General features: G+C 67.6%; 10 protein-coding genes and 2 pseudogenes. 6 read left to right on the forward strand and 6 right to left on the reverse strand.

The genetic code is table 11. The features are described 5' to 3' along the window. The 3 genes and pseudogenes from ACESK5_RS16985 to ACESK5_RS16995 all read right to left on the reverse strand — a co-directional run. Window positions 1-734: pseudogene (locus tag ACESK5_RS16985) on the reverse strand (hypothetical protein); the annotation flags it as partial. Between the two features lie 63 nt (window positions 735-797). Next, window positions 798-1,742 carry a PhzF family phenazine biosynthesis protein gene (locus ACESK5_RS16990; RefSeq protein ID WP_372912768.1) on the reverse strand — a complete coding sequence of 315 codons (945 nt, stop codon included), beginning with the start codon at window positions 1,740-1,742 and terminating at the stop codon, window positions 798-800. A 190-nt stretch (window positions 1,743-1,932) separates the two neighbouring features. Next, the gene (locus ACESK5_RS16995) at window positions 1,933-2,097 is read right to left on the reverse strand and encodes a hypothetical protein (RefSeq protein ID WP_372912769.1); all 165 of its coding nucleotides are present in this window, start codon (window positions 2,095-2,097) and stop codon (window positions 1,933-1,935) included. 127 nt (window positions 2,098-2,224) lie between these two features. Between ACESK5_RS16995 and ACESK5_RS17000 the strand changes: the two genes are divergently transcribed. The 5 genes from ACESK5_RS17000 (at window position 2,225) to ACESK5_RS17020 (ending at window position 6,112) form a co-directional block, all read left to right on the forward strand. Next, window positions 2,225-2,926, forward strand: a complete 702-nt coding sequence (locus tag ACESK5_RS17000) for a phosphoribosyltransferase (protein ID WP_372912770.1) — start codon at window positions 2,225-2,227, stop codon at window positions 2,924-2,926. Then, the gene (locus ACESK5_RS17005; RefSeq protein WP_372912771.1) at window positions 2,923-3,597 is read left to right on the forward strand and encodes an HD family hydrolase; all 675 of its coding nucleotides are present in this window, start codon (window positions 2,923-2,925) and stop codon (window positions 3,595-3,597) included. The genes ACESK5_RS17000 and ACESK5_RS17005 overlap by 4 nt, the downstream gene beginning before the upstream one ends. Before the next feature lie 97 nt (window positions 3,598-3,694). After that, window positions 3,695-4,648: an AEC family transporter gene (locus ACESK5_RS17010; RefSeq protein WP_372912772.1), complete on the forward strand. Its 954-nt coding sequence runs from the start codon at window positions 3,695-3,697 to the stop codon at window positions 4,646-4,648. A gap of 215 nt (window positions 4,649-4,863) precedes the next feature. Beyond that, a complete protein-coding gene (gene mtnP / locus ACESK5_RS17015; RefSeq protein ID WP_372912773.1) occupies window positions 4,864-5,718 on the forward strand; it encodes an S-methyl-5'-thioadenosine phosphorylase in 855 nt (284 codons plus the stop codon). 85 nt (window positions 5,719-5,803) lie between these two features. Then, on the forward strand, window positions 5,804-6,112 hold the full coding sequence (locus ACESK5_RS17020) for a transcriptional regulator (protein ID WP_372912774.1): 309 nt from the start codon (window positions 5,804-5,806) through the stop codon (window positions 6,110-6,112). Window positions 6,113-6,120: 8 nt separating this feature from the next. On the opposite strand, the gene ACESK5_RS17025 is transcribed toward ACESK5_RS17020, so the two are convergent. The 3 genes from ACESK5_RS17025 to ACESK5_RS17035 are packed head-to-tail and all read right to left on the reverse strand — an operon-like array spanning window position 6,121 to window position 11,296. Next, window positions 6,121-7,251, reverse strand: coding sequence for a segregation/condensation protein A (locus ACESK5_RS17025; RefSeq protein WP_372912775.1), 1,131 nt, complete (start codon window positions 7,249-7,251; stop codon window positions 6,121-6,123). Continuing rightward, window positions 7,244-10,822, reverse strand: coding sequence for a chromosome segregation protein SMC (gene smc, locus ACESK5_RS17030; RefSeq protein ID WP_372912776.1), 3,579 nt, complete (start codon window positions 10,820-10,822; stop codon window positions 7,244-7,246). The genes ACESK5_RS17025 and smc overlap by 8 nt, the downstream gene beginning before the upstream one ends. Before the next feature lie 27 nt (window positions 10,823-10,849). Continuing rightward, complete coding sequence (locus ACESK5_RS17035; RefSeq protein WP_372912777.1) at window positions 10,850-11,296, reverse strand: hypothetical protein; 447 nt, start codon at window positions 11,294-11,296, stop codon at window positions 10,850-10,852. Window positions 11,297-11,734: 438 nt separating this feature from the next. Between ACESK5_RS17035 and ACESK5_RS17040 the strand changes: the two are divergent. Continuing rightward, window positions 11,735-12,501, forward strand: a pseudogene (locus tag ACESK5_RS17040) (Asp-tRNA(Asn)/Glu-tRNA(Gln) amidotransferase GatCAB subunit B); the annotation flags it as partial.

The raw sequence follows: 12,501 nt of genomic DNA on the forward strand, positions 1-12,501 counted from the left end.
AGCGGGTGGTCGCCGACTGCGTGGACGATGCGCTGGGTGTCGTCGGTGATCCGGGTCAGGAATCCGAGGCGCACGTCGAGGCGGTCACAGGCGAGCGCGAGCGTCTGCTCGACGCGTTCGTCGAGCGCGAGCGTCGCGTCCGTCGTCGCGGCGTACAGCCCCCGAATCGACTGTTCGACGGCGTCGAGTTCCCGGCGGAGGGCGTCGGAGTCTGCGACGTCGTTCGACCCCGTCGCGTCGGGACCCTCCCCACCGTCGCGCCCGTCGCCGTCTTCGCGTCCGTCGTCGTCGACAGCGCTGGCGGCAGCGACGACGTTCCGGAGACGCGCTGCGAGCACTGCGTCGGGGGCGTCAGGGTCGACGACGTCCGTCGCGCCGGCAGCGAGCACCGCGTCGATGCCCGTCGCGTCGTCGTGGTCGACGGCGGCGACGACTGGCAGGGTCGGGTCCCGGCCGCGGACTGCCTCGACGAACGCCGCTCGCGTCCACGCACGGTCACGTTCGTCGGCACCGCCCTGGTCGGAACCGCCGCCGAAGTCCGCGCCGAGCAGGAGACAGTCGGCCGACGCCAGCGCGTCGAGCGCCGCGTCGGGGTCGGTCGTCACGAGTTCGAACCCGGGGGCGTGCGACGCCACCGCCCGCTTCGTCCGTTCGGCGTCCGGCGGTGATGCGCCGACGAGGAGCGAGCGACGAGACCGACCGACCACTGTCGGGTGGCGACCGGGAGGAGTCATGGTCGACATAACGACCCGGTCGATAAAACCGGTTCGGCCCCGGTATCAACGGAGAAAATCGGCTCAGGCGACGACGATGTCGTCGTCCTCGGGGTCGGGGACCGAGAGAGTCCCGTCGAGCGCCACCGTCGCCGTGCCCCCGACGGCGACTGTCGGGCCGTCGTCCTCGTCGACGACCCGCGCGTGGACGAGGCCGGGGCGGTCGACGAAGTGTCCCTGTTCGAATCTGAGACTGTCGTACGCGTCCAGGTCGTCGTAGACGTCGACGTGGTGGAGGTACGCCGCGCAGGCGCCGGCGGCCGTCCCGGTCACGGGGTCCTCGGCGACGCCGATGCCCGGGGCGAACGCCCTGGCGTGGAGGGCCGAGTCGGCGTCGAGCGTGTCGAAGGTGAACGCGTAGACGCCGGCCGCGTCGTGTTCGCTCGCGAGTTCGTCGACGAGGTCCGGGTGAGGCGTCGCACCGCCGAGTCCTTCGAGGAAGTTGACGGGGAGACAGAGCCACGGAAGCCCCGTCGAGGCCACGGCCGGCGAGAGGTCCGCGCCGACGTCTTCGAGCGCCGCCGGGTCGATACCGAGCGCCTCGCCGACGCGGGCGTAGTCGAGGTCGACCGTCTCCACCGTGGGCTCTCGGCCGGTGAGCCACACGAGCGGAGCGGAGCCGTCGTCCGCGTCGTCGGGTTCCACCTCGACCCCGACCGTCCCGACGTTGGTCGCAACCTCGTGCGTGCCGGGGTCGAGGGTACCCTCGCGTGCCAGGAGCGAGAACGCGGCGACGGTTGCGTGGCCGCAGAGGTCCACCTCCTGCGACGGGGTGAAGTACCGGACGCGGTGGAGCGCCTCGGAGGAGGGGTGGACGAACGCCGTCTCGCTCGCGCCGAGTTCGCGCGCGATGGCCTGCATCTGTGTCTCCGTCAGACTGCCCGCGTCGGGCACGACGCCGGCGGGGTTCCCCGTGAGCGGTTCGTCGGTGAACGCGTCGACGAGAAGCGTTCGACAGGCGCTGGGCATGCCCGCGAGAGGAGGGGGCGACTCAAGAAGCCACCGTCTCCACGCGACTCAGACGGCCGCGTCCGCCCGGACGAGCGAGACGCAGAGCGGGAGCGGGTCCGACGAGGGACGCGAGAGAACGGCGGCGCCGAGGCGGGGGGACGCGAAGTGAAGTGGCGCGTCGTGTGGCGTGGAGGGCGCCGCCGAGCGGTCAGGAGACGGAGGTCGTCTCCTCCGGGTTGCGAGCACCGAGCCCTTGCATCAGTTCACGCATGTTCGAGCAGTGCGGACAGCCGAAGACGCGGTCGTCCTCGGTGCCGAAGACGCGGACGAAGTCGGGCGTGACGAACGAATCGCAGTTGGTGCAGGTGTGCATGGTGTATCACCGTGTTACACGTTAACATATAGTACGGTGTCATAAAGTTATGACTCCGATACCGGGCCGCGGAGTCGGACATCTTAACACCCTCGCCAACCGCTATCACGAACGGTGACCGACAGACATGGGTGACCTGCCGGAGGAGTTCAAGTGTACGATAACGAACTGGGACTACATCTACGGCCTCTGTCGGGACGTCTCCGACGAGGTGAAAGCGTCCGAGTTCGAGCCGGACGTCATCGTCGCACTCGCGCGCGGTGGCTGGTTCGCGGGTCGGTGTATCTGTGACTTCCTCGGACTGGACGACCTGACGAGCCTGAAGATGGAACACTACGTCGGGACCGCACAGAAGTCGGGCGAACCCGAGGTGCGGTATCCGATGCCGGAGGGGAGCGTCGCCGGGAAGAACGTCCTCATCATCGACGACATCGCCGACACCGGCGGGTCGATAGAGCGCGCTCACGAGTACGTCCACGAGCGCGACCCGAACGCCGTTCGGACGGCCACGCTCCAGCTGCTCGGGACGAGCGAGTTCGACCCCGACTACATCGGCGAGCGTCTCGACGAGTGGGCGTGGGTGGTCTACCCGTGGAACTTCATCGAGGACATGGTCGACCTCGTCTCGGGCGTGATGGCGAAGGCCGACGAGGAGACGTTCGAGACCGAGGACATCCGCCACCACCTCTCGTCGTACCACCAGGTCGACCGCATCGAGATGGAGATTGCTCAGCCCGGCCGTCTCCCCGAGGTGATGAGCGAGATGGAACGCCGCGGCGTCGTCGAGAGCGCGGGCGGCTCGGCCTGGCGGCTGGTCGAAGACGAGTGACCGACGACGGCGGGGGGAACGACGCGGGCGACCCGGTCGGGGACGACCCCCTCGACGCGCTCGAGCGGCTCGAAGCGGGGTTCGCGCTGAAGGACGAGCGGCGCACCGGCTGGCAGCTCCGTGGTGTCACCGACCCCGAGTCGGTCGCCGCCCACACCTGGGGCGTGAGCCTCCTGTGTCTCGCGTTCGCCGACGAAGCCGGCGTCGACCCCGGTGAGGCGCTCCGGCTGGCGGTCGTCCACGACCTCGCGGAGGCCCGAACCGGCGACGTCCCCACGCGCGTCGATTCGAGCAAGGAACCCCTGTCCGACGCGGAGAAGGAACGCCGCGAGCGAGCCGCGATGGCCGAACTGGGCGGCCCCTTCCCCGCCGTCACGGAGGCCTGGGAGACGTACGAACGCCGCGACACCCCGGTGGCGCGGTTCGTCAAGGACATGGACCTCGTCGACATGTGTCTCCAGGCACTGGTGTACGAGCGCGGCGAGCGGTACGCGGAGGGAGACGAGGCGTTCGACAGCGAGTTCGCGGCGCTCGACGAGTTCTTCGCGACGGCCGAACCGCGGCTCTCGACCGACGTCGGCCGGCGGCTGTTCGACGAGATTCGAGCGCGCTACGAGCGCGTCCGCGATCGACCCGGGGACGGTGGGCGGGCCAACGCGGACTCGTCCTGAGACCGCGGTCGGCCGGTCGCGGTCGGAGGCTGCGGGGTCGGCCGCCCGGACGGAGTGAACCGACGGATTTGTTACGTCCAACGGGCCTCTTTGCCGTATGTCGCTTCTCTCTATCTTCGCGACGGCCATCCTCCCCATCTTCGCCATCTCCGTCGTCGGGTTCGCCCTCGGGCGGGTCCGCGACGTCGACCCCGGACCGCTGAACACGGTGACGGTGTACGTCCTCGCGCCGGCGCTCGTCTTCCACAGCCTCGCGACGACGGAACTGGCGGCCGGGACGCTCGCGGACGTCGTCCTCGCCGTCGTCGCCTACCACGCGGTGATGATTCTCGTCGCCGAGGGCGTCGGGCGCGTCCTCGAGGGGACGACGACGGGCATAAGCGCCATCGTCCTCGTGAGCGCCTTCCCCAACTCGGGTAACTTCGGCGTCCCCGTCTCGGAGTTCGCGTTCGGCGAGACGGGCCGGGCGACGGCCGTGCTGTACCTCACCGCCCAGGCCGTGCTGATGTACACCGTCGGCGTCTACGTCGCCTCCCGCGGCAACAGCGAGGGAGCGCTGGCGGGGGTGAGACGGGTGTTCACGGTCCCGCTCGTCTACGCCGTCCTCGCGGCGCTCGCCGCCCGCGCGCTGAACCTGGTCCCGCCGACGGGGTCGACGGCGATGGCGACGCTCAAACTCGTCGGCGACTCGGCCATCCCGGTCATGCTGCTCATCCTCGGCCTCCAGCTCGCCGAGACGAACTACGGCGCGACGCTGCGACAGGTCGGGACGGCCACGGTGCTCAAGATGGGCGTCGCCCCACTCGTCGCCGCCGGCGTCGCCCTCGTCGTCGGCTTCTCGGACCCTACCGTCGGGAGAGTGTTCGTCCTGGAGAGCGCGATGCCCGCCGCCATCACACCACTCATCCTCCTCGTCGAGTTCGGCGAGGGCGAAGTGGGAGGTGTCCCCGTCGAGTCGTTCGTCTCGACGGCCGTGCTCGTGACCACACTGGTGTCCGTCCCGGTACTCACGGGCATCATCGCGCTCTTGGACGCCGGATACCTGTTCTGAGCGAGGTGGGGTCGGTGGCTGAACGGTAGACGAGCACGAGAGACACGACAGTCGGGAGGGTGTGACTGTCCATCCGTCTTGGAGTAGAGGCACGTGAAAACCGTTATCACGGGCGTAATCGGATGCGGGAGACGAGGCGCCGGCGGGTCGAACAGCGCGAGACGGACGGTCCGGCCAGCCACCACGGTTTAGTAGGCGCTCGACAGACTCGCGGTATGCTCGGCTTCATCGGTGGCAGCGGAATCTACGAGGCGCTCCCCCTGAACGACACCCGTGAGGAGCGGGTGACGACGCCGTTCGGCGACCCCTCGGCTCCGCTCGTCGTCGGGGAGTTCGCCGACACCGGACGCGAAGTCGCGTTCGTCCCTCGACACGGCCGGAACCACGAGTACTCCCCGACGACCCTCCCCTACCGCGCGAACATCTACGCGCTGAAGGAACTCGGCGTGACGCACGTCGTCGCGTCGAACGCCGTCGGGAGCCTCCGAGAGGAACTCCCGCCGCAGACGCTCGTCGTCCCGGACCAGACGTACGACCGGACGAAACGCCGTCCGCTGACGTTCTTCGACGAGGGCATCGTCGTCCACCAGCCGTTCGCCGAACCGTACTGTCACGAACTCTCCACACACGTAGCCGAGGCGGCCCGCGACGCCTCCGGGGCCGACGTGGTCGAGGGCGGGACGTACGTCTGCATCGAGGGGCCACAGTTCTCCACGGTGGCCGAGAGCGAGTTCTACCGCGCGCAGGGCTGGGACGTCGTCGGTATGACGACCGTTCCGGAGGCGAAACTCGCCCGCGAGGCCGAGATGGCCTACGCCACCATCACCGGCGTCACCGACTACGACGTCTGGAAGGAAGGCGCACAGGTGACGCTGGAGGAGGTGCTGGAGAACGCGGCGGCGAACGAGGACGCCATCAAGCGGACGGTCGAACGCGCGATCGAGACCCTGCCGGCCGACCACACCTGCGACTGTCACAGGGCGCTGGAGGGCACCATAAACACGCCGAGTCACGCGATTTCGACGGCGACGAAGGAGCGCCTCGCACCGCTCGTCGACGACTACCTCTAACGGATGTCAACCTGTCGTTAAATTAGGCAATGGAGTAATTATTTATTACTGATGTTTCCCAAGAGTCAGTACGGAATGTCCTCAGATGTCCACTCTCGACGACTATCTCCAACTCCTCGCGAACGAACAGCGACGACGACTCCTGCGGACCCTGCTCGCCAGTGACGGGTCTGTGACCGTCGACCCGGACGACCCGGCCGCTCAGGCGCGCCTCTACCACGTCCACCTCCCGAAACTCGAGTCCGCCGGACTCGTCGACTGGAACAGACGACAGCGAACCGTCGTCACCGGACCGACGTTCGACGACATCGTCCCGTTGCTCGAGGCTATCGACGCGGTGGGTGGCGCGACGACGGGAACGGACGCGGGGGAGGAGTCGGCCGGAGAGGAGTGAACCGGACGTCAGTCGGCGACTGCCTCGTCGCCGACGGCCACGACGGCCGCGTTCTGCACCCACAGGTCGCCGAACAGGTCGTCCTGCTGGAGGTGGACGACGCCGCGGTGCGCGAGGAAGAGCAGCGCGAGGAACGTCTGGACCCGCCGGCCGCCCACCTCGCTGATCTCTGCGAACAGCACCTCGTCGCGGCCCTTGTCGTAGTGGCTACGGAGCGCCCGCTCGACGTCCGCGATGGTCGTCTCGATGTCCTCCATGTGAGCGGTGCCGGTGACGTCCGCCTCGCCGGGTTCGCCGTCCTCGCGGAAGTCGTCCGCGGCGTGGTAGTCGAGCGTCTGCGTCCCCCGACTGTAGCCGTGTGGGGAGTCGCTCGTGTCGTACGTCCGCCCCTCCTTCCACCAGGAGCCGTGTTCGGCCTCGCGGAGTTCGCGGACGAGTTCGTCGAGGGTCTCCGGAGAGCCCCGGGCGTGCTTGCGGTCGAGTCGGCGGTCGATCTCGGACTCGAGCGCGTCGATGGGGTCGTGGTCGAACTCCCCGTCTCGCATCTCGGCCTCCCACGACTCTTCGGGGTCGGGGTCGTCCGGCGCGAGAATCTCGTCGCTCTTCATCCGCAGGAGGACGCTCGCGTAGAACAGCGCCCGCCCCGACGTCCGGAGGTCGCTCTCGTCGAGGCGTTCGAGGAACGCGTCGGTCACGGCCACGATGTCGATGTCCCAGGGCTCGATTTCGCCCTCCTCGGCGAGCTGGACCAGGAGTTCGACCGGTTCGACCTCGCCCTCGTCGGCGTCCGAGCCGTCCGAGTCACGGACGTCGGCCGCGTCGGTCACGAGGGTCGACTCGCCGTTCGTCGACGCAGACCCGTCTCCTGCCGCCGCCGACTCCCCGTTGGTCGCGTCACCGTTGGTCGACTCGGGCCCACCGAACGGGCCGGCCGACGCCGCCGACTCCCCGTTGGAGCCGTCCCGTGGCGTGGTCAGGTCGAGCGAGAAGTCGGCGACGTCGGCGTCCGAGCCGTCCCGATAGAACCCGTCGGCGTCACCGCCTCCCGCCTCGTCGTCGCCGGTTCCGGGGTCGTCGGGTACATTCGACTCCGTGTCCTTCCCGACGTCCTCGTCGGGGGGTGGCGACTCGTCAGTCATCTGCGGGCACCTCCTCGCCGTCGCCGCCGAGTCGGATACCCGTCACCGCCGAGACGTTGTTCCCCTGCATGGTGACGCCGATGGCCCGCTCGGAACGTTCCAGCAGGGCCGACCGGTGGGAGACGACGACGAACTGCGCGTCGCCCGCGAGGTCGTCGACCATCTCGCCGACCCGTTCGGCGTTCGCGGCGTCGAGGAAGGCGTCGATTTCGTCGAGCGCGTAGAACGGTGCGGGGTTGTACCGCTGGATGGCGAAGATGAACGCCAGCGCCGTCAGCGACTTCTCGCCGCCGGACATCGCGTCCAGCCGCTGGATGGGTTTGTCCCCCGGCTGTGCCTTCATCGTCAGCCCCGCCTCGAAGGGGTCTTCGGGGTTCTCAAGGTGGAGGTCCCCCGTCCCGTTCGAGAGGCGCTCGAAGATGTCCGTGAAGTGCTCGCTGATGGCGTCGAACGCCTCCATGAACGTCTCCTTCTTCTGTGACTCGTACCGCTCGATGCGCTCCCGGATGCCGTCGCGCTCCTCGACGAGCACGTCGCGCTTCTCGCACATCTCGTCGAGTTCCTCGGAGACGCGGTCGTACTCGTCGATAGCGAGCATGTTCACGGGTTCGAGCGCCTCCATCTCGCCTTCGAGCCGTTCGATTTCGGCCTCGACGGTGTCGTGGTCGGGCACCTCGTCGGGGTCGTAGTCGCCCACCTCGGCGGCGAGTTCGTCGATTTCCCACTCGAGCCGGTCGACCGACGACACGAGCGAGTCGAGCTTCGACTCGACCTTGTTCACCCGTTCGCGCTGCGTGTCGCGTTTCGCCCGGGCCTCTTGGAGTTCGCCCTGGAGTTCCTGCCGTTCGTCCTTCAGGTCGGTCAGTTCGTCCTCGAGGTCGGCGACGGCCTCGCGTTTCTCCTTGAGACGCTCCTCCTGCTCCTCGATGGCTTCCTCCTTCGCCGCGATGGTCTCCGTCGCGTCTGCCTTCCGGTTCTGTGCCGACTCGATGGTCTCTTCGAGGTCCTCGATGGCCTCTTCGGCGTACTCCTTCTCCAGCGAGAGTTCGTTGAGGCGCGCGTCGAGGTCGTCCATCCGGTCTTCGTGTTCGTCGATTTCGGCACGGAGGTCGTCCGCGCGGGCCGACAGTTCCGGAATCTTCGAGTCGGCCAGTTCCGCCTCCAGCTCCTCGATGTCGGCCTGGACCGACTCGAGTTCTTCCTCTTTGGCCTCGATAGCAGCGTCGAGCTCCGACATCTCGTCGGAGACCGACTCGCGCTTCTCCTCTAGCTCGTTGATTCTGTCCTCGAGTTCCTCGACGCGCGATTCGGCCTCCGCTAACTCCTCTTCCGCGCGTTCGATGTCCGCCTCGACGGACCGGACCTGCTCGCGCGCGCTCGACGCCCGACTCCGGGCGTCGTCGAGTCGGTCCTCGACGTCGTCTATCTCCGCCTCGAACGACCGTCTGGTCTCCTCCAGTTCGGAAATCTCCTCGGCGAGTCGTTCGAGCTTCCCCTTCCCCGATTTCGAGAACGAGTACCGGGAGCCCGAACCGGAGCCGCCGGTCATCGCGCCCGACTTCTCGACCAGGTCGCCGTCGAGCGTCACCATCCGGTACTGACCCATCAGGTCCCGCGCCGTCTCCATGTCCTCGACGACGAGCGTCGAGCCGAGGACGTAGGAGAACACCGGGTCGTACTGTGAGTCGAAGTCGACGAGGGTCCGCGCGAAGTCGACGACGCCCGGGTGGGAGGGTTTCCGCGGGAGGCTCCGGTCGTCCATCTTCGTGATGGGGAGGAACGTCGCCCGACCCGCGTTGCGCGACTTGAGGTAGTCGATACAGGAGGAGCCGACGCCGTCGTCCTCGACGACGACGTGTGCCAGTCGGCCGCCCGCGGCCGTCTCACACGCGGTGGCGTACTCGCCCGAGACCGACCCGAGTTGGCCGACGGTGCCGTGGACGCCCGAGATGCCCGCGTTGAGGATGGTCGTGACGGCCCGCGGGTAGGAGTCGTCGCCGTCGCGGCCCGCACGGGCTTCGAGTTCGGCGTACTCGTTCTGCGTGCCGCGGAGTTCGCTCTCAACCTCCGAGAGCTGGTCTTTCAGGTCGCTCTTCTTCTCGCGCAGGTCGTCGATGACGTCGTCTATCTTCGCCTTGTTCTTCTCCGCCTTGTCGAGTTCCGAGTGGAGCTCGGAGATGCGCTTCTTCCGCTCGGGGATGGCCTCCTTCGCCTCGGCGAGTTCGTCGCGTGCCTCCGAGAGTTCGTTCGACCGCCGGCGTGCGTCGTCGAGGAGGCGGTCCTTCTCGCGCTGGAGGTCGTTACGTTCGGATTTGAGTGTCTCGCGGTGCTCTTTCTCCTCCTGCAGGTCGGCCTTCAGTTCGTCGAACGCCGTGTCGACGCTCTCGATCTCCGCTTCGACCTCGGCGAGTTCGGCCTGAGTCGACTGGATATCGGACTTGACCGACGCCTTCTCGACCTTCGTCTCTCTGATCTCCGACTCGAGGTCCGCGATGCGCTCGTTCTTGCGGTCGAGTTCGACGAACGCCTTCCGGCGTTCGTTCTCGGCCGCCTCCTTGCGCTCCTCGGCGGCCTCGATGTCGTTCTCCAGCGAGCGAATCTCGCCTTTGATCTCCTCCATCTCGGATTTGATCTTCAGCTGTTCGTCCTCGCCCTTCCGCTCGATTTCGCGGGTGAGCTCCTCCAGTTCGGCCTCCAGACGAGAGACCTTCCCCTGCCGCTCGTCGAGTTCCGACTGGACGTCGTCGAGTTCCTGTTCGGCCGCCTCGACCTTCTTCTCCGTCGCGTCGAGTTGCGAGCGCTTCTCCTCGAGTTCGGCCGCCTTCAGGTAGCCCTCGTACTCGGTCTTCTCCTCGCGGAGCGACTGGTACTGGAGGGCCGTCTCGCGTTCGTCTTCGAGCTGGTCGAGCCGGTCTTCCTTCTCTTCGATGCGGAGGTCGACCTCCTCGACCCGCTCTTTCACCGCCTCGAGTTCCTCGAAGGCGTCCTCCTTCTTCGCGTCGAACTCGGCGACGCCGGCGATTTCGTCGATTATCTCCCGTCGACGATACGGCGTGGTGTTGATGATTTCGGTGACGTCGCCCTGCATGACGACGTTGTACCCTTCGGGTGTGATGCCCGCCTGCGCGAGCAGGTCCCGGATGTCGGAGAGGTTCACCGAGCGCCCGTTCAGGTAGTAGTACGAGTAGTAGTTCTCCTCGGTGCGCTTGACGCGGCGCTTGACGGTAATCTCGTCGACGTCGCCGACGTCGTCGGTGCCGGCAGCGGACGCGACCTGCGAGCGCGAGAGCGTGCCGTCGTCGTTGGCGAGGACGACGGTGACCGAGGCCTCGCGGGGACCGGAGACGTCCGCGTCGCCGTCGTGGCCGGGGTTGTAGATGAGGTCGGTGAGCTTCTCGGCACGGATACCGCGCGTCCGGGCGAGACCGAGGGCGAACAGGACGCCGTCGATGATGTTCGACTTGCCCGAGCCGTTCGGGCCCGTGACCACGGTGAAGTCCTCGTAGAACGGGATGCGCGTCTTCCGGCCGAAACTCTTGAAATCGTCTAGGACGAGCTCTTTGATGTGCATGGGGTGCTCGCGAGTGGAGTCGCGAGCTTACGCGACGATGATGTCGCTGCCGTCCTGCTCGGACTCCGTTTCTTCCTCCTTCTCCTCCTCGGTCTTAGCCTCTTCGCCGCCGCTGTTGCCCTCGGGGCCGATGGTGTCTTCGAGCGTCTTCTCGTGCTCGTCGGCGTCGACGAAGCGCTGTTCCGACTCGGACTCGGGGTCGGGGTCGTCCGCCTCGGCCGCCGACTGGGCGTCGGCCTCTGCTGCGGCCTCGGAGTCCGTCTCTGCTGCGGCCTCGGAGTCGGCGGCGTCCGCCGCTGCCTCGGGGTCCGGGTCGGCGTGTGGCTTCGCTCGCACGGCGGGGTCGTCCACCTCGACGGCGTCCTCGAGTTGCCGGACGCGCTCCTTCGTCTCGACGAGTTCCTCGGTGAGACCGTTGACCGCTGCCTGGAGTTCCGACGCTTTGCGTTCGAGTTCCTCGACCCGATTACTCATGCTCACTAGCCCTCGTGGCGTTTGCATAAAGGTGCGTCAGACAGACGGATGACAACCGGGGGCACAGCCCCGCGTGGTATCAGTTCTGATTGTCGTTTCTGATTGTCGTGGTGACGCGGGAGTCGGCCCCCGCCCTGACGACCCGCCCGTCCGTGCAGTTCCCACGCCGTCGTCCCGAACGCCCGGACCGCCGCGCGCTGTGGGTGGTCGTCCCTCGTCAGGTCCGTCCGGGTCTGGACGCCCGAGGAGACGAGCGTCGAGGTGTGCTTCTCGACGGCCAGCCAGTCAGTCGTCACCCACTGAGCGAGTGGCTATCGACGTCGACATCGGACGGCAGGAGCGTGACGTGGGCGGAGAGCCAGGCGGAGCGTCCGTCGGCAGAGACGACCCGTCCGCCGTCCCGTTACTCTTTAGCCCGCCCACGTCGAACCGCGTTCAATGACTGCTCAGGCGCTCGAAGGGCGCGAACTCGCGTGCGTCATCGGGCTCGAGGTCCACGTTCAACTCGAGACCGACACGAAGGTCTTCTGTGGCTGTTCGACGGAGGCCGCCGCGGACGAGGAACCGAACACGCGGACCTGCCCGGTCTGTCTCGGCCTGCCGGGTGCACTGCCCGTGCTGAACGAGGCCGCCGTCGAGTCGGCCGTGAAGGTCGGCAAGGCGCTCTCGGCGGACGTCGTGGCCGAGACCACGTTCCACCGGAAGAACTACTACTACCCCGACCTGCCGAAGAACTTCCAGATCACCCAGTACGACGCGCCCATCTGCGCCGACGGTCACCTCGAGGTGACCGCCGAGGGGCAGGTGAGAGAGATCGGTATCGAGCGTGCCCACCTCGAAGAGGACCCCGGGAGCCTCCGACACGTGAGAGAGGGGACCCGACCCATCGAGAACCGGACGGTGAGCGTCGACCGGGCGGACTACACGCTCGTCGACTACAACCGCGCGGGGACGCCCCTGATGGAAATCGTCACCCGGCCGGACTTCCGCTCGCCACGGGAGACCCGGGCGTTCCTCGCGAAACTCGAGGAGGTGCTGGAGTATCTGGGCGTGTTCGACGCGAGCCGAGACGGGTCGCTCCGCGTGGACGCGAACATCTCGATGGTGCCCGCCGAGGCAGTCGACGACGACGGCGCCATCGCGACCGAGACGCTCGAATCGGCGAACCGGACGGAGGTGAAGAACATCTCCTCGCACAAGGGTGC

Origin of the sequence: Salinigranum sp. (genome assembly GCF_041641895.1) — an archaeon.
In the GTDB taxonomy this organism is placed as follows: domain Archaea; phylum Halobacteriota; class Halobacteria; order Halobacteriales; family Haloferacaceae; genus Salinigranum.

What these genes read in the sequence shown, in the direction of transcription:
- ACESK5_RS17020 (WP_372912774.1), top strand. Translation starts at nt 5,804, where the DNA reads ATGTCCACTCTCGACGACTATCTCCAACTCCTCGCGAACGAACAGCGA.
- ACESK5_RS16995 (WP_372912769.1), bottom strand. Translation starts at nt 2,097, where the DNA reads ATGCACACCTGCACCAACTGCGATTCGTTCGTCACGCCCGACTTCGTC.
- ACESK5_RS17025 (WP_372912775.1), bottom strand. Translation starts at nt 7,251, where the DNA reads ATGACTGACGAGTCGCCACCCCCCGACGAGGACGTCGGGAAGGACACG.
- smc (WP_372912776.1), bottom strand. Translation starts at nt 10,822, where the DNA reads ATGCACATCAAAGAGCTCGTCCTAGACGATTTCAAGAGTTTCGGCCGG.
- ACESK5_RS17010 (WP_372912772.1), top strand. Translation starts at nt 3,695, where the DNA reads ATGTCGCTTCTCTCTATCTTCGCGACGGCCATCCTCCCCATCTTCGCC.
- ACESK5_RS17035 (WP_372912777.1), bottom strand. Translation starts at nt 11,296, where the DNA reads ATGAGTAATCGGGTCGAGGAACTCGAACGCAAAGCGTCGGAACTCCAG.
- ACESK5_RS17000 (WP_372912770.1), top strand. Translation starts at nt 2,225, where the DNA reads ATGGGTGACCTGCCGGAGGAGTTCAAGTGTACGATAACGAACTGGGAC.
- ACESK5_RS16990 (WP_372912768.1), bottom strand. Translation starts at nt 1,742, where the DNA reads ATGCCCAGCGCCTGTCGAACGCTTCTCGTCGACGCGTTCACCGACGAA.
- mtnP (WP_372912773.1), top strand. Translation starts at nt 4,864, where the DNA reads ATGCTCGGCTTCATCGGTGGCAGCGGAATCTACGAGGCGCTCCCCCTG.